Origin of the sequence: Actinomadura napierensis (genome assembly GCF_039529375.1) — a bacterium.
Classification (GTDB): domain Bacteria; phylum Actinomycetota; class Actinomycetes; order Streptosporangiales; family Streptosporangiaceae; genus Spirillospora; species Spirillospora napierensis.
Genome location: NZ_BAAAMR010000004.1, coordinates 1 through 16,359, shown reverse-complemented (window position 1 = coordinate 16,359; position 16,359 = coordinate 1). Strand labels below are relative to the sequence as shown.

Here is a 16,359-nt window from a genome sequence, read left to right as displayed (position 1 = left end):
GGTCACGGTCCGTGGCCGACATTTACGACTTCTTCCTGGCGATCAACCTGCGCGGGCTGCCGGACGCCGAGGTCGCCGAACTCCGCTGGCACCTCGGCCTCGGCCCGCAGCCCGAGGACCTGACGATCCCGATCGACTTCTCCGAGGTCGTCGTGGACGACGACGGCGAGCCCGCGGTCGTCCTGACCCCCGAACCCCAGCTCGCCCAGCGCGGCCCGGGCTGGAAGATCGGCGGCGCCCTCTTCGCCGCCCTGGAACCCCGCGAGAACGGCGGCTGGGCCCTGACCGCCCGCCAGGAGCTGCACCCCGACTACTACGACCATGTGGACCCGCTCCTCGAATGGCTCGGCGCCCGCGCCGACCACGACCACGTCGACCCCGACGGCACCACGAGGAGCGGAGGCGACGGGGACTTCGTCGGCTACGAGCGCTGGTACGAGGACGCCACGATCGAGCGGCTCCTCGTCATCGAGGACTTCAAGATCCTCCGCCGCTGACGCGGGGCGTGCCGTCCCAGCGCCATTTCGTGAGGCGGGTTTGGCCGGGCAGGTCGCCGCGTCCGGTCGACCAGAGGAGCGTCGACCAGGGGTCGGCGGCGTCCGGGGCGTCCGGGAACAGGCGCTTCAGCACCTTGGCGCACAGGCCGGCGGGCGGGTTCCAGGGGAGGCCGAGCCCCTGTGCGACATCGTGGATGTGGACGAGCGTCTCCACGATTCCCATGGCCGCGAAGCCTTCGGGGTCGGATGTCCCGAAGACGTGGTGGGCGCGGGCGTCGGGCGGCGTCGTCCGCACCAGTGCGACCAGCATCGCGCCGCACGCGTCCAGCACCTGCAACAGGCCGTCGGGGCCCGCGTCGCGGTCGGCGTACGTGACGTTCGCGGGGCCGCCGGGGCGGCGGCTCTCCCACAGGAACGGCACCTCCCGGCCGGCCGGCCGTGCTCCGAGCTGGGCCGCATAGGCGAACAGGTCGTCGCTCAGATGCTCGACGGTCTCCCAGCACGTCCATTCCAACGTGCCCGCCTTGCCGTCCCACGCGTCGGGCGGCGCCTTCCGCAGCACTTCGATCGCCGACCGAACAGCCCGCTCCAGGTCGTCCGCTGTCACCATGTCACGCATTCCACGACGGTACTGGGCGGCAGGCGCCCGGCCGGTGGCCGGGCATGAGCGGGCGCGGCGGATTAGGAATCATTGGCGCGGCAACGTATGTCGCTGGGCGATGCGAGGAGGATCCGGTGATGGAGCGGATGCGGTCGGTCGTGAAGGCGGGAGCGCGGGCGACGCGGGCCGTGCGGGACACCGGGATCATGCATCCGGTGCGGCCCGATCGGGCGGCGCGGCTGCTGTTCCCCTACGTGCGGTTCGGGCCGGTGCCGGCGACGGTGGGCGCGATGGCGGCGCTGCGGTTCCCCGGCCGGACGGCGCTGGTGGACGAGCGGGGCGCGCTGACGTACGCCGAGCTCGAAGAGCGGGCGGCGTCGCTGGCGACCGCCCTGCGCGACCGGGTCGGCGACGGCAGGATCGGCGTGCTGTGCCGCAACCACCGCGGGTTCGTCGAGGCGGTGCTCGCGGCGTCCCGGCTGGGCAACGACGTCGTGCTGCTGAACACCGACTTCTCCGCGACGCAGCTGGGACAGGTCGCCGAGCGGGAGGGCGTCGAACTGCTCGTCCACGACGAGGAGTTCGGCCCGGCCGTGGACGAGTCGGGATTCGCGGGCGCCCGGGTGCTCGCGTGGACGGACGCCGGCGCCGGAGAGTCGATCGACGCGCTGGTCGCCGCCACGGAGGCCGAGCCGCTGAGCCCGGACCGCACCAGCAACGTGATCGTGATGACGTCCGGGACCACGGGCACGCCGAAGGGCGCGCGGCACGACCTGTCGATGGCGTCGCTGCTGCCCGCCGCGCTGAGCCATCTGATGCGCGTCCCGGTGCGGTCGGGGGCGCCCCTCGTCATCGCACCGCCGCTTTTCCACATTCTCGGTTTCGCGTACACGGCGGTGGGGCTCGGGATGGGCATGCCGCTCGTCCTGTTCCGGCGGTTCGAGCCGAAGGACGTGCTGACGGCCATCGTGGACTGCCAGGCGGAGACGCTGGTCGCGGTACCGGTCATGCTGCAGCGGATCCTGGACGCCGCGAAGACCAACCGGCAATGGACGCCGTCGCTGCGCGTCGTCGTGTGCGGCGGGTCGGCGCTGCACCCGCACCTGTCCGAGGCGTTCATGGACGAGTTCGGCGACGTGCTCATCAACGTCTACGGGGCGACGGAGACGGGCTGGGCGACCATCGCGACGCCCGAGGATCTGCGGGCGGCACCCGGGACGGTCGGCCGGCCGTCCTTCCGGCTCACCGTCAAGATCCTCGACGAGGACGGCAACGAGGTCCCGGCCGGGGAGACCGGCGAGATCTACACCGGCGGCGGCCTGCGGTTCGCCGGGTACACCGGGGGCGGCGGCAAGAAGGTCCGCGACGGCCTGACCGGCACCGGCGACCTCGGGCATTTCGACGCCGAAGGGCGGCTGTTCATCGACGGCCGCGCCGACGACATGATCGTCTCGGGCGGGGAGAACGTGTTCCCCGGCGAGGTCGAGAGCCTGCTCGGCGAGCATCCGGACGTCGCCGAGGTGACGGTGAAGGGCGTCGAGGACGAGAAGTTCGGCCAGCGGCTCGCCGCCTACGTGGTGCGCGCGGAAGGCTCGCAGGTCACCGAGGACGACCTGAAGGCCCACGTGAAGAAGCACCTGGCCCGCTACAAGGTGCCGCGGGACGTCCATTTCGTCGGCGAACTCCCCCGAACCAGCACCGGCAAGGTCCGCTCGAAGGCGTTGGACGGCTGAGGAGCGGGCGGGAGCGGCGTCCGGCACCAAGGCCGCGGGCCCCGGACGCCGCGCTCTCGGTGCTAGGCGGCGCCGGCGCGGTTCTTGGCGGCCATGCAGATGCGGGCGAGGTCGTTCAGGGCGTCGGCGCGGCGCTCGTCGAGGGTGCGCCGGTCGCCCGGGCCCGCCTCGGCGAGGGTGTCGATGACCAGGGAGAACACCGGCCACTCCGCGGGGCCGATCGCGCCCTGGAAGTCGATGCCGTCCTCCAGGTCGTCGAGGTCGAGGTTGCGGGCGAAGGTGGCCAGCGCGGCCTCGGCGGCCACCACGCCGATGCGCATCGCCAGCGCGGCCGGCTCGCGATCGAGGGGGCGCACGGTGCTAGAACCCATGTTCGACAAGATAGAACACATGAGCGACGCACGTCGAACATTCACTCGAAAACATTCGAGCAAAACGCGCGAATCAGCCGGCTACGGCGTGCTGGAACAGGTACGAGTGCGTGAAGTGCAGCTCGCCGTTCTCGCGGCTCGGCCGCATTCCGGTGGCGGGGCCGCCGGCCAGTTCCTCTTCGAGTTCGCCGCGGATCCGCGCGGCGGCGTCGGCGGGCGTCCGCGACAGCTCCAGCCACGGCTCCAGCGGGCGGGTGAAGTCGATGCGCCGAGACCGCTTCACTTCCGCGCCCGCCTCGGTGACGAGGCCCGCGATCTGCGCCTCGGTGAGCATGGTGCCGTGCGAGGGGTCGCGGAGCCGCTCGATCCGGTCGGGGTCGCCCTCCAGGCCGTCCGGCCGGACGAGGTCGGCGATGATCAGCGCGGCGCCCGGCCGGCTGACCCGGGCCATCTCCCGCACGACGGCCTCCGGGGCGGCGACCTGGTGCAGCGAGAAGCGCGTCACGACGAGGGTGAAGGAACGGTCGAGGTAGGGCAGCGCGGTCGCGTCGCCCTCGGTGAAGGTGACGTTGGTGAGGCCGCGCCGGTCGGCTTCGCGCTTGCCCTCCGCGAGCATCGCGGGGGTGAGGTCGAGGGCGGTGACGTGCCGGACGCGGTGGGCGATCGCGAGGGAGACGATCGCGGTGCCGGCGGCGATCTCCAGGACGTTGTCGTCGAGGTCCAGTTCGGGATCCATGAAGCGGACGAGGTCGTCCAGGTGCCGGGTGAACGCGACGTTCAGCCGGGGGTCGGAGAACCCGGCCGCCTGCTTGGAGAACTCCCGTACGACCTTGTCGCCATGGGTCACCGTCACGTCGCCTCCCTCGTAGCGTTCCCCGGATCATCCCTGAAACGGGGTGCGGTGAACAGAGGCAGTGACACTCTTCACTGACGGACGGTAAGCACGCGTCACGCAGCCGGGACGGTTTCCAGGAGGGCGGCGAGGCCGGCGGCGTCGAGGAGGTCGGCGGGCCGGACGGTGGTGTTCGCGCCGACGTAGTGGAACGCCGCGCTGACCTCGGCGACGTCGACTCCCGCGAGTTCCGCCCACGCCAGCCGGTACGCGGCGAGCTGCACGGACGCGAACCGGGCGTCGTCGCCGGACGGGGGGCGGCCGGTCTTCCAGTCGACGACCTCGTAGCCGCCGCCGCGCCGCCGGAACACCGCGTCCATCCGGCCGCGGATCAGCCGGTCGCCGATGATGGTCTCGAACGGCACCTCGATGTCGAGGGGTTCGCGCGACGCCCACTCCGACTCCTCGAACCTCTCCTGGAGCCGGATGAGGTGGGAGTCGTCGGCGGCGCCCTCGTCGGCGGCGCCGGGCAGCTCGTCGGGGTCGATGAGGCGCTGCTGCCCCCAGCGGCCCTCCAGCCAGGCGTGGAACGCGGTGCCGCGCCGCGCGTACGGGGCGGGCGGGCGCGGCATCGGGCGGCGGATCTGCCGGGCGAGTACCGCCGGGTCGCGGGCGAGCGACACCAGCGACGACACCGACAGGTGCGCGGGGAGCTCGACGAGGAGGCCGTCGCCGCCGCGTCCCCGGTCGCGTTCGGCGAGCAGCAGCTCGACGTCGCGCGCCCACGCCGTCATGCGGCCCCGGTCGGCGTCGGACAGGCCCTCGTCGCCGGCCCACAGCCGGTTCCGCCCGGCCATCGCGTCCTCGACCATGCGGGCGGCCTCGACGACGGCCTCGTAGCGTTCGCGGGCGGACGCGTCGGACTTCCCGCGCTCCCCCGGCGCGGCGGGCCACTGCGCCTCTTCGGGGTCGGCGAGCAGCGGGTTCGTCTCGCCCTCCTCGGGCGGGTCGGCCCACACCGCGACCGTCCCGGCGCCGGCGAGGCAGACCGCGCGCACCTCCTCCAGGAACGGCGACGGCCCGAGCGGGCGCCCCGACGATCCCCACCAGTACCCGGTGGTGATGAGCAGGCTGGACGCGCGCGTCACCGCGACGTAGGCGAGGCGCCGCTCCTCGCGCAGGTCGCGTTCCGAGCAGGCCTGGTCGAACGCGGCGAGGTCGTCCTTCTCCAGGCCGTTCAGCGGCGGCAGGTCGGCGCGGTCGCCGCGGAGCATGAACGGCAGGACGCGCGGGTTCGCCGTCCAGCGGGTCGCGTTCTGCGGCGGCGACGGGAAGATCGAGCCCTTCGCGGGGCCGCCGTTCTTCTGCGGCACGTACGACAGGCCCGGGACGACGACGACCGGCCATTCCAGGCCCTTGGACGCGTGGACGGTCAGCAGCTTGACGCTGTTGGTCTCGCCGACGCGGCCCGCCTCCAGGCCGAACTCCTCGGTCTCGGCGGCCTTGAGGTAGGCGAGGAACGCGCCGAGCGTCGGGTCCTCGGCGTCGCCGGCGAAGGTGGCGGCGGCGTCGATGAACGCGTCGAGGTCGGCGCGCGCGGTGACCGGGTCGAGGCCGGACCGGGCGGCGACCTCGATGTCCAGGCCGAGCGCCCGCTCGACCTCGTTGACCAGGTCGGGCAGCGGCAGCCCGACCTGGCTCCGCAGCGTCCGCAGCTCGTCGCGCAGCCGCCGCAGCCGCCCGTATCCCTCCGGCGAGTAGGCCTCGGGGGCGCCGAGGTCGTCGAGCGCGTCGACGAGGCTGCCGGTCTCCTGGTTCAGCTCGCTGACCAGCTGCCGGAGCGGGTCGTCGCCCGTTTCCTGTGCCGGTTCGCCGCTCTCGGGCGGTTCCTCCGCGGCGGTTTCGGGCGGGGTGACGTCGCGCGCGGACTCCTGCGCCAGCGCCCGCGCGCGCCGTCCGAGCGCGACCAGGTCGCGGGGGCCGAGCCGCCAGCGCGGGCCGGTGAGGAGGCGGGCCAGCGACGCGCCGGACGTCGGGTCGTGCATGACCCGCATGGTCGCGACGACGTCCTGCACCTCGGGGACGGTCAGCAGCCCGCCGAGCCCGACGACCTCGACGGGGATACCTCGCGCCTCCAGCGCCCGCCGGATCAGCGGGAACTGCGACCGCTTGCGGGCGAGGACGGCGACGTCGGAGTACTGGAGCGGCTCGGGCTGCGGGCCGCCGTCCGGCGAGACCGCCGGGTCGCCGGCCATCAGCCCGGCGATGCGCCCGGCGATCCGGTCGGCCTCGTCCTCGACGGTGGGGAACAGCGCGCACTCGACGCGCCCGCGCCCCTCCCGTCCGGCGCCGGGGACGAGCCGCGGCACCGCCTTGGTATCCGCCCGCAGCTCCTCCTGGATCTTCGCGGCGGCTTCGAGGATCTGCTCCCCGTTGCGGAACGACCGGCTCAGCTGCACGACCGGCGCCGGCACCGGCCGCCCCGACCCCACAGCAGGCTGCAGCGGGAAGTCATAGGCGAACCGCAGCAGGTTCCCGGCGCTCGCGCCGCGCCACCCGTAGATCGACTGGCAGGGGTCGCCGACCGCCGTCACCGGATGCCCGCCCGCGAACAGCGACTTCAGCAGGACGAGCTGCGCCTGGCTGGTGTCCTGGTACTCGTCGAGCAGCACCACGGAGAACCGGGACCGCTCGATCATCCCGACCTCGGGATGCTTGTAGGCGATGCGCGCGGCGAGCGCCATCTGGTCGCCGTGGTCGATGACCTCGCGGTCGGCCTTCGCCCGCGCGTACTTCTCGATCAGCGGCATCATCTGCTCGCGGACGGCCTGCTTCGCGAGGATGTCGCGCTGCGCCTTCAACGGCTTCTTCACCACGGCGAACCGCTCGTCCAGCCACGTGCCGACCTTGCGGACGTCGTCGGCGGTCCGCAGGTGCTCGGACAGGTCGCCGGACAGCTCCATGACGGCCTTGGTGACGGTGTCGGGCTGCCATTCGATGCGGTCCATCGGCCCGTCGTAGGCGTCCACGACCCGCGAGCAGATCTGCCACGCGACCGCCGGGGAGATCAGCCGCATCGTCGGCTCCAGCGCCTCGCGCAGCGCGTGGTCGCCGAACAGCCGCGCCGCGTACGAGTGGTACGTCGACACCATCGGCTCGCCGTCGAACAGCGCCTCGCCGCCGAGCCGCTCCAGCTCGTCGCCGGGCAGCACCTCGCGCAGCTTGTCGAGCCGCTTGCGGACCCGCACGCCCAGCTCGGCGGCGGCCTTGCGGGTGAAGGTCAGGCCGAGGACGCGCTCGGGCCGCACGAACCCGTTCGCGACCAGCCACACCACCCGCGCGGCCATCGTCTCGCTCTTGCCCGACCCGGCGCCCGCGATCACCGCCATCGGCGCCATCGGCGCCTCGATCACCCGGGCCTGCTCCTCCGTCGGCTCCGGGATCTCCAGCAGCCGGGCCAGCTCCCCCGGCGAGATCACCTCGCTCCCGTCACCCGGGCCGTGATCGGATGCGAGCACGGCTCTGGGCGGCCGTCGCTTGCGCGGCGGCGGTCCCGGTCTTCCACGCCAGGCGTGGCGCCGGGTTCCTGCTTCGCAGGTGTCAGCCCGGCCGGGCCGGGTCTCATGTCACCTCCACAGGCGTTTACCCTCTCCGCCCCACTGGCGGCGAGCCCGAGCAGATTCCGCGCGGCGTTGACGTCCCGGCCCAGGACCAGGTCGCACGCATCACAGCGGAAGGTGCGCTCGGACAGCGGAAGGCTTGGCTTTCGCTCACCGCAACCCGAGCAGGTCTTCGACGACGGGTACCAGCGGCCCGCCGTGATCAGGCGGCCGGTGTTCCATCCCGTCTTGTACTCCAGCATCCGCCGGGCGGCCCCGAACGAGGCATCGGCCACACGCCGGGCCAGCCGCCGGTTCGCCAGCATCCCCAACACGTTGAGATCCTCCACCACGACGATCTCATAGCGGGCGGCCAGCATGCTGGTGGCCTTGTGCAACGCGTCGGCACGGACGTTGGTGATGCGGGCGTGGTGGCGGGCCAGCCGCGCGGCCGCCTTGGCCCGGTTGGCCGACCCGCGCTGCTTGCGGGAGCAGGCCTTGCCGAGGCGCTGCAGTTTCCGCAGCCCCGCCCGCAGCGACTTCGGACCGTCGAGCTCGATGATCGCGCCCCGGTCGTCCACGGCGGTCAGCAGGGTTCTGACCCCCAGGTCGATGCCGACGGCGCCGCCCGGCCGGGCATGCCGTTCAGGAACGTCACGGTCGACCTGCACGGTGAACGACACGTACCAGCGGTGTGCGATCCGCGACACCGTCGCCGACAGGATCCGCGCCGTTCCGTTCTCCAGGCGGCGGGCCAACTTGCGGGTGGACTCGTGCGTGGCGATCGCACCCATGCGCGGCAGCGTCACCGTCCGCCCTGAGCACCGCATCACTCCGGCTCCGAAGCGGAAGGAGTCGCGGCACCGGCCGCGCTTCTTGAACCGGGGGAACCCCAGGCGGCGTCCCCTGCGGACACCGTTGCGGGAGGCGACGAACTCGCGCAGCGCCCGGTCCAGGTCACGGAACGCCTCCTGGTAGACGCACTTGGAGTGCTCGCCCCACCACCCCAGCGCGGGGTCGCTCTTCTTCACCCGATTCCACAGTCGGTGCAGCTCGATGCCCGACCACCATTTGCCTTCGGCGTCGTAGCGGTCCCGGCAGGCGGTCAATCCCCAATTCCACGCGAACCGCGCCGCACCCGCGTGCGACCGCAACACCCGCTCCTGCCGAGGGGTGGGGTCCAACGCGAATCGGTACGCCTGCGTGACCTTCACACTCCGCACCGTAGCCGCGTCCTCTGACAGAACCTGGACGCCGCCTGCGGGGAGGTCCGCAGAGGTCCTCCGGTTCATGTACGTTCGCCCACCAGCCGCTCCCCCGAGCTCGTCACCGCGGGGTGAGACGGCCCCCGCGCCCGTCAGTGTCAGTCGCCTACCTGTCCGCCCTCGTCGTGGACGGGACAGCAGGAGCGTACGGGACACGTCCGACACTTGTCGTTCGCACGGGCCTGGAAGACGTCGCTGGCCATCCCGCTCGCGACGATCTCGACCAGCTTCTTGGGCCATTCGGGGTCGTCGTCCTCGGCGGGCGGCGGCTGCTCCTGCTCGCGGGCCTTCGCGGTGAAGGCGGCCTTGCCGACCTGGATCAGCTTCGCGCCGCCCGGCTCGATCAGCCCGTGCCGCTCGAACGCGCCGAGCATCACGGCGTACTGGTAGACGCCGAGCTGGGGGTGGCGGGCCAGGTCGTCCTTCGGGACGGCCGTGGACGAGGTCTTGATGTCGATGATGACGGCGCGGCCCTGCTCGTCGCGTTCGGCGCGGTCGATGCGGCCCTTGATGACGACGCGGCCGAGGTCGACCTTGAAGGACTCCTCCAGCGCGACGACCTCGTTGGGGTTGTCGCGGTGCCAGGTGAGGAACTTGTCGACCATCGCCGTGGCCTGCTCGCGCTGCTTCTCCGAGTACCAGGAGCTGCGGAAGTCCAGGTCGTTCCAGATCTCGTCGAGGCGCTCGGCGACGTGCACCTCGCTGACGCCGTCGTCGGCGCCCGCCATCTCGGCGACCGCGTGGATGACCTTGCCCATGGTGCTGAACTCGTTCGGGCCGCCCTCCTGCGCGCCGACCGCCGACGCCAGCAGCCAGCGCAGCCCGCAGGTGGTGAACGCCTCGACCTGGGACGGGGAGATGGTGATCTGCTCGTCCTCGGTGAACGCCGGGCCCGGGTCGGACAGGGCGGTGATCGCGTACCAGTTCTCCGGCCGCGCGCCCCGGACGCCCGCGCGCGCGAGGCGGGCGAGGTGCCCGGCGGCGGCGCGGCGCAGCGGCTCGGGGCGGGTCGGGTCGGACACGACCGACCGCAGGTCCGCGACCAGCGCGGACAGCGACAGCCAGCGGGTCTTCTCGTCGAGCTGTGATTGCTCGATCGCGCCGGGCAGCAGTTCGTTGAGGAACCGGGACGGCCGTTCCTCGGTGTCGTCGCCGCCGACCGCCGTCACCACGAGCCGCTTGCGCGCGCGCGTGACCGCGACGTAGAAGAGGCGGCGTTCCTCGTCCAGCATCTTCGCCGCCATGGACGCACCGGCCGCCGCGTCGGAGTCGGGGGCGGCGCCGGCCGCGTGCTCGATCAGCTCCTCGACGCCCAGCAGTGAGCCGCGCAGCCGCACGTCCGGCCAGACGCCCTCCTGGACGCCGGCGACGATGACGACGTCCCACTCCAGGCCCTTCGACCGGTGCGCGGTGAGGATCCGGACGGCCTCGCCCTCCGGCGCCTGCTCGGCGAGGGTGTCCCCGGCGATCTCCTGCGCGGCGATGTTGTCGACGAACAGCTCCGGGCCCGCCTGCGGCAGCCGGTCGACGAACCGGGCCGCGTGGTCGAACAGCGCGACGACGGCGTCCAGGTCCCGGTCGGCGGACGCGCCGCGCGTGCCGCCCTTGACGCTCTGCTCCAGCAGGACGTCCGCCTGGCCGCTCTCCTCCCACACCGCCCACAGCACGTCCTCGGCGGACCCGCCGTCGTGGACGTTGCGCCGCGCCACGTCGATGAGGTGCGCGATCCGCTCGGCGGGGGCGCGCACCTTCTCGTGGACGGGCACCAGCTCGCGCGGGTCGTTCACCGCCGCGACCAGCAGCTCCCCGAGCGGGCGCTGCCCGCCCGACAGCTCCTCCAGGTCGCGCAGCGCGCGTTTGAGGCGGCGCATCGCCAGCGCGTCGGCGCCGCCGAGGGGGCCGGTGAGCAGGTCGTCGGCGACGACCTCGTCCAGGTAGCCCTTCTTCAGCGCCGCGCGCAGCAGTATCAGGAACGGGCGGACGGCCGGCTCCTGCATCAGCGGCACCTCGTCGCCCGCGACGACGACCGGGACGCCCGCCTGCGCCAGCGCCCGCCGCAGCACCGGCACCTGCCGGACGGCGCTGCGCACCAGCACCGCCATCCGCGACCACGGCACGCCGTCGAGCAGGTGCGCGCGCCGCAGCTCGTCCGCGACCAGTGCGGATTCCTGGCTCTCGGAGTCGGCGATGACCGCCCGGACCTCGCCCTCTTCGGCCTCGTCCGGCGTGAGCAGGGCGCGGTGCTCGGCGGCGTTCCCGGCGGAGCCGGCGGGCAGGCGGCGCGCGATGCGGCGCGACGCCGCCAGGATCTCCGGGCCCATGCGGCGGCAGGTGCGCAGCGCGACCACCGGCGCGGGGCGTCCGTCCAGCGTCAGGAAGCGGTTCGGGAACTCCTGGATGCCGCGCACGTCCGCGCCCCGGAACCCGTAGATCGACTGGTCGGGGTCGCCTACCACGACCAAGTCGCGGCCCTCCCCCGCCAGCAGGTGCAGCAGCGCCTCCTGCGCCGGGTCGGTGTCCTGGTACTCGTCGACGAACACCACGTCGTAGGAGTCGCGCTCGCGGATGCGGACCTCCTCGTCGGCGAGCATCCCGGCGGCCATGTAGATCAGCTCGCCGTAGTCGTAGGTGGGGACGGGGTCCAGCAGGAACCGCTCGACGTACCGCTCCATGAACGCGCCGATGGCGGGCCAGTCGTCGCGGCCGCGCATCCGCCCGAGCGCGACGAGCTCCTCGGCGGTGAGCTGCCGCTCGACGGCGCGCAGCGTGAAGTCGCGCAGCTCCTCGGCGAACCCGCGCGTCGCGAGCGCCGCCCGCAGCCGCTCCGGCCAGTCGCGCGCGCCGTCCGCCAGTTCCCCTTCGAGCAGCCGCCGCACTTCGAGGAGCTGCTCCGGACCGGACAGCAGCCGGGGCGCGGGCTCCTCGTTCAGCACCGCGTCCCGCCGGATCAGCGCGTAGGCGTAGCTGTGGAACGTCAGCGCCAGCGGCGTCCGGGTCGTGCGGTGCAGCCGCCCGGTGATCCGCTCCCGCAACTCGCCGGCCGCCTTGCGGCTGAACGTGAGCACCAGCACCCGCTCGGGGTCGACGCCCCGGTTCTCGATCCGGTCGACGACCGCCTCGACGATCGTGGTGGTCTTGCCGGTGCCGGGCCCGGCCAGCACCAGCATCGGCCCGCCGGCATGCTCGACGACCCGCCGCTGCTGCTCGTCGAGCAGGGGCGGGACGGCCCGCGCGGGGCCCGCGCGGCGCACGAGACGGTAGGAAGCAGGCGGCACAACAGTTCATTGGAACAGATCACCGGGGCTCCTCGGACCACAACGCACGCATGTCGCGAACGTGACGCGACGGGGAACGCGTGGGACGCGGGGCTCGGCAGCCTGCACAATCGCGGCCCGCCGCGATGTGCGGTCTTCCGTTGCGGCCCGCGCAACCGATCATGGAGAGTCGCCCCACCCCCGTGCACGGAACGCGGACGGCCGCGTCCCGGGGAGGTGGGAGGTCTTCACCCTTTGTCGCCTGCGCACTGGATCTATCTCCTGGGCCTCGCCGCCCTCATCGCCACCGTGGTGGCGCGCAAGAACGTCGTGGGTCTCGCGGTCTGCGGGACGTTCGTCACGGCACTCGTCTACAGCGGCAGCGTCACGACCGGGATCGCGGCCGTGTTCAACGCCGGGATCGTCGCGGCCCGCGAGCTGCTGCCGATCTTCCTCATCATCGCGATCGTGACCGCGATGCTCGGCGCCATGCGGGGGCTCGGCGCCGACCTGATGATGGTGCGGCCGCTGCAGCGGCTCGTCCGCAACGGGCACGTCGCCTACCTCGTGCTCGCCGTCGTCACCTACCTGCTGTCGATGTCGTTCTGGCCGACGCCGGTGCTGCCGCTGATCGCGGCGATCCTGCTGCCGGCGGCGGTCCGGGTCGGGCTGCCGCCGCTCGCCGCCGCCATCGCGATCGCGATCACCGGGCAGGGCATGGCGCTCAGCTCCGACTACATCATGGGCGTCGCGTCCGGGCTGTCCGCGCAGGGCGCGCACGTGCCCGCGGGCGCGATCGCCGACCGCGCCCTGATCATCTCGCTCATCGCGGGGGTGGTCGCGCTCGGCGTGTCCTATCTGCGCGACGTCCGCACCAAGCTGCTCGACCCGGTGGTGGCGGCGGCCGCGACGCTGGACCTCGCCGCCGCCGGTGACGGCGACGTCCGCGCGGAGGCGCACGGTGAGACGCGCCGGGCGGCCGGCGGCGAGGACGGCGGAGGCGCGACCGCGACCCTGACTGCGACGGGCCCCGCCGGCCCGGACGAAGAGCCCGCGAAGCCCGGCGTGCGCGCCCGGATCGTGGCGGTGGCCGTGCCGCTGGCGTTCGCCGTGCTGCTCGCCGTCATGCTCCTCGGCCGGTTCACCTCCCTCGTCCCCGACATCGACGACGGGCAGGGCGCGCCGCTCGTCGGCGGGACGGCGGCGCTGGCGCTGGTCGCCGTCGCGGTCGTCGCGGACCGCCGGAACTGGCTGCAGAGCTGCGCCGACCACTTCACCGACGGCGTCGGGTTCGCGTTCCGGACGATGGGCGTCGTCATCCCGATCGCCGGGTTCGTCTACGTGGGCCTGTCGGACTACTCCGCCGAGATCCTCGGGATGCCGGACGGCGCGAAGGGCCCGGCGCTGCTGCTGGACGCGATCGGGCACGTCCAGGACCACATCCCGCACGTGCCGGTGTTCGCCTCGTTCGCGATGCTGCTGGTCGGCATGGTGATCGGGCTGGACGGCAACGGCTGGCCCGGGCTGCCGTTCACCGGGTCGCTCGCCGGGGAGCTCGGGCACGCGGCGGGCGCCGACCCCGCCACGCTCGCCGCGATCGCGCAGAACGGCGCGAGCTGGACCGGCGGCGGCACGCTCGTCATCTGGTCGTCGCTGATCGTCGTGGCGGGCCTCACCGGCGTCCCGGTGATCGACCTGGCCAGGCGGTTGTTCGTGCCGGTGGTGTCGGGCCTGGTCGTGGCCACGGCGGTCGCGGCGGTGGCGCTGTGAGCGCGGCGCGGGACGCGGTGGAGACCGCGGATCTGGTCAGGTCGGGTGCGCTGGCGGCGCGCGAGGCGGTCCGCGCGGCGCTGGACCGGATCGCCCGGCTGGACGGGGATCTCGGCGCGTTCGTCCACGTGGACGCGGAGGGCGCGCTCGCCCGTGCTGCCGGGATCGACGCGATGGTGGCGCGCGGCGAGGATCCCGGGCCGCTCGCCGGCGTCCCGCTCGCGGTAAAGGAACTGCACGCCGTCGCCGGATGGCCGTACGCGATGGGCAGCGTCCTGCACGCGGACCGCGTCGCCGACCACACCTCGACGATCGTCGCGCGGGCGGTCGCGGCCGGGGCCGTCCCGGTGGGGCTCACCGCGTCGCCGGAGTTCGGGCGGGCGTCGTTCACCGCGTCCGTCCTGCACGGCGTGACCCGCAACCCGCACGCGCCGGATCTGACGCCGGGCGGGTCCAGCGGCGGGTCGGCCGCGGCGGTCGCGTCCGGCATGGTGCCGGTCGGGACCGGCACGGACGGCGCGGGCTCGCTGCGCATTCCGGCGTCCTACTGCGGGCTCGTCGGGTTCAAGGGGACGTACGGGCGCGTCCCGCGCGGGCCCCGGCACCGCGGCACCGCGGAGAACGACCACTACGGCGTCCTCACCCGCACGGTGCGCGACACCGTCCGCTTCCTCGACTGCGTCTGCGGGACGGACGAGTACGACCGCGCGTCGCTGCCCGCCCCGCCCGTCCCGTTCGAGACGGCGATCCGGGACGAGGACCTGCGGGGGCTGCGGGTCGCGTGGTCGCCCGACCTGGGCGGCGCGCCCTGCGATCCGGAGGTGGCGGCGGTCGTCGAGGACGCGGCGAAGGCGTTCGTCGCCGGCACCGGCGCGCGGGAGGTGCCCGCCGGGGTCCGGCTGGAGTCCTGCGGGGCCGCGTTCCGGACGCTGTCGGTGCCGGACGTCCACGCCGAGCTGCGGAACGCGCCGGGCGACCGGCTCGGGTCCGTCCACCCGACCGTCCGCCGCTACGGCGACGCGGCGCAGGCGTTGGACGCGGACGCGCTGGTCGACGCGCACGAGGCCCGCGCGCGGCTGGTGGAGACGCTCGCCGAGGCGTTCGGCCGGTTCGACCTGCTGCTGACCCCGGCGACGCAGGCCCCGGCGTTCCCGGCGGAGGGGCCGATGCCCACCGAGATCGCCGGGCGCCCCGTGGACCACTGGGGCGCGCTGGCCGTCACGTTCCCGTTCAACCTGTCGGGGCATCCGGCGGTGTCGGTGCCCGCCGGGCGGGCGGGCGGCGCCCCGACCGGCCTGCAGATCGTCGGGCGGCGCCACGAGGACGCCCGCGTCCTCGCCGCGGCCGCGGCCTTCGAGCGCCTGCGCCCCTGGCCGGCGCCCTGACCGTGCCGGGCCGGACGGCGGCGCGCGTCGCCGCCCGGCCCGGCCGGATCACGCGGTCGCGATCTTCTCCTGGAAGGCGCGGAGGGCGGCGGCGCCGACGGCCTTGTCCTGGTCGCCGTTGCCGCCGCTGACGCCGACCGCGCCGACGACCTCGCCCTCGTGCACGATCGGGAAGCCCCCGACGAAGATCGCGAACTTGCCGGGCAGCATCTGGTTGATGCCGAACGCCTCGTTGCCGGGCAGCGCGGGCCCGTTCGGCGGCTCGTTGAACTTGTGGGTGTCGCGCTGGTGGCCGGCCGCGGTGAACGCCTTCGCGATCGCGATCTCGACGCCGGTGAGGCGGGCTCCGGTCATCCGGTGCAGCGCGATCGGGTGGGCGCCGTCGTCGGCGATGCAGATCGTCTGCTTCACCCCGATCCGCCGCGCCTCCTCCTCGGCAGCGGTCAGCATGACCAGGGCGTCTTCCAGGGTGAGCCGGTGAACGGTGTGCACGGGACCTCCGGTCGTCTCGGGCGGGAAAAGCCGTCCCGGAAATGCCCTCGCCGCCGATTCCACGGCGGCGGACATTGGGTATTGCCGGAATCGGAATTGTCGCGCAGGATGTGGCTGACGGATAAAGCGCCGGCTCCCACCGTCCGCCACGATCTCCTTCATGTCCCGTCAGTCTCGGAGGACCGCCGTCTTCGGGGCTATGTACACTCTGCCGAACGATCCGGACGGGATGTGGGCACATGGCACAATCTCCAGCATCCGCGACGACCCCCTCCGCCACCGGCGCGGGCGACCAGGTACCGGTGCGGACCCTGCTCGCCGAGCCGCTGCTGCGGGGCACCCTCATCGCCGGCGCGTCCGGGCTCGACCGCGGCGTCGGCTGGTGCCTGCCGCTGTCGGAGACCCGCACCGAGACCGACCTCGCCGGCGTCGCCGTCCACCTGCCGGTGACCGCGCTGGCGCCGCCGGACGAGGCGGCGGCCCTGGTCGCCGGCCTCGTCCGCCGGGACGCCGCCGCGCTGCTCGCCTGGCGGCCCCGGGGCGACGGCACCGACCTCGCC

The 16,359-nt window shown here is 73.6% G+C and carries 12 protein-coding genes; 5 read left to right on the top strand and 7 right to left on the bottom strand.

Going from position 1 to position 16,359, the window contains the following annotated elements; all coding sequences use genetic code 11:
• Positions 1-11 precede the first annotated feature (11 nt).
• A complete protein-coding gene (locus ABD296_RS03765; protein WP_344261432.1) occupies positions 12-497 on the top strand; it encodes a hypothetical protein in 486 nt (161 codons plus the stop codon).
• On the opposite strand, the gene ABD296_RS03760 is transcribed toward ABD296_RS03765, so the two are convergent.
• Positions 478-1,116 carry a DinB family protein gene (locus ABD296_RS03760; RefSeq protein WP_344261430.1) on the bottom strand — a complete coding sequence of 213 codons (639 nt, stop codon included), beginning with the start codon at positions 1,114-1,116 and terminating at the stop codon, positions 478-480. The genes ABD296_RS03765 and ABD296_RS03760 overlap by 20 nt on opposite strands.
• Positions 1,117-1,235: 119 nt before the next feature.
• Between ABD296_RS03760 and ABD296_RS03755 the strand changes: the two genes are divergently transcribed.
• Positions 1,236-2,831 carry an AMP-binding protein gene (locus tag ABD296_RS03755; RefSeq protein ID WP_344261722.1) on the top strand — a complete coding sequence of 532 codons (1,596 nt, stop codon included), beginning with the start codon at positions 1,236-1,238 and terminating at the stop codon, positions 2,829-2,831.
• 62 nt (positions 2,832-2,893) lie between these two features.
• Here the strand turns inward: ABD296_RS03755 and ABD296_RS03750 are convergent, their stop codons facing one another.
• From ABD296_RS03750 to ABD296_RS03730, 5 genes are all read right to left on the bottom strand, one after another.
• Positions 2,894-3,202, bottom strand: coding sequence for a hypothetical protein (locus tag ABD296_RS03750; protein WP_344261428.1), 309 nt, complete (start codon positions 3,200-3,202; stop codon positions 2,894-2,896).
• 73 nt (positions 3,203-3,275) lie between these two features.
• Positions 3,276-4,055: a class I SAM-dependent methyltransferase gene (locus ABD296_RS03745; RefSeq protein WP_344261426.1), complete on the bottom strand. Its 780-nt coding sequence runs from the start codon at positions 4,053-4,055 to the stop codon at positions 3,276-3,278.
• Positions 4,056-4,150: 95 nt separating this feature from the next.
• Positions 4,151-7,513, bottom strand: coding sequence for an ATP-dependent helicase (locus ABD296_RS03740; protein ID WP_344261424.1), 3,363 nt, complete (start codon positions 7,511-7,513; stop codon positions 4,151-4,153).
• The gene (tnpB, locus tag ABD296_RS03735; RefSeq protein WP_344261422.1) at positions 7,510-8,925 is read right to left on the bottom strand and encodes an IS607 family element RNA-guided endonuclease TnpB; all 1,416 of its coding nucleotides are present in this window, start codon (positions 8,923-8,925) and stop codon (positions 7,510-7,512) included. Before tnpB ends, ABD296_RS03740 begins: the two co-directional genes overlap by 4 nt.
• Before the next feature lie 71 nt (positions 8,926-8,996).
• Positions 8,997-12,173, bottom strand: coding sequence for an ATP-dependent helicase (locus ABD296_RS03730; RefSeq protein WP_344261420.1), 3,177 nt, complete (start codon positions 12,171-12,173; stop codon positions 8,997-8,999).
• 234 nt (positions 12,174-12,407) lie between these two features.
• Between ABD296_RS03730 and ABD296_RS03725 the strand changes: the two genes are divergently transcribed.
• Complete coding sequence (locus ABD296_RS03725) at positions 12,408-13,922, top strand: hypothetical protein (RefSeq protein WP_344261418.1); 1,515 nt, start codon at positions 12,408-12,410, stop codon at positions 13,920-13,922.
• Entirely contained in the window at positions 13,919-15,307 is a 1,389-nt protein-coding gene (locus tag ABD296_RS03720; protein ID WP_344261416.1) for an amidase, read from the top strand. Before ABD296_RS03725 ends, ABD296_RS03720 begins: the two co-directional genes overlap by 4 nt.
• Positions 15,308-15,355: 48 nt before the next feature.
• Here the strand turns inward: ABD296_RS03720 and ABD296_RS03715 are convergent, their stop codons facing one another.
• The gene (locus ABD296_RS03715) at positions 15,356-15,799 is read right to left on the bottom strand and encodes a GlcG/HbpS family heme-binding protein (RefSeq protein ID WP_344261414.1); all 444 of its coding nucleotides are present in this window, start codon (positions 15,797-15,799) and stop codon (positions 15,356-15,358) included.
• A gap of 239 nt (positions 15,800-16,038) precedes the next feature.
• On the opposite strand from ABD296_RS03715, the gene ABD296_RS03710 reads away from it, so the two are divergent.
• Positions 16,039-16,359, top strand: a 321-nt coding sequence (locus tag ABD296_RS03710; RefSeq protein ID WP_455363851.1) for a hypothetical protein, incomplete at its 3' end; no start/stop codon positions are given.

Bases quoted from the DNA above. Each gene is read 5' to 3' on its own strand.
- ABD296_RS03755 (WP_344261722.1), top strand. From the start codon at position 1,236: ATGGAGCGGATGCGGTCGGTCGTGAAGGCGGGAGCGCGGGCGACGCGG.
- tnpB (WP_344261422.1), bottom strand. From the start codon at position 8,925: ATGAACCGGAGGACCTCTGCGGACCTCCCCGCAGGCGGCGTCCAGGTT.
- ABD296_RS03750 (WP_344261428.1), bottom strand. From the start codon at position 3,202: ATGGGTTCTAGCACCGTGCGCCCCCTCGATCGCGAGCCGGCCGCGCTG.
- ABD296_RS03760 (WP_344261430.1), bottom strand. From the start codon at position 1,116: ATGCGTGACATGGTGACAGCGGACGACCTGGAGCGGGCTGTTCGGTCG.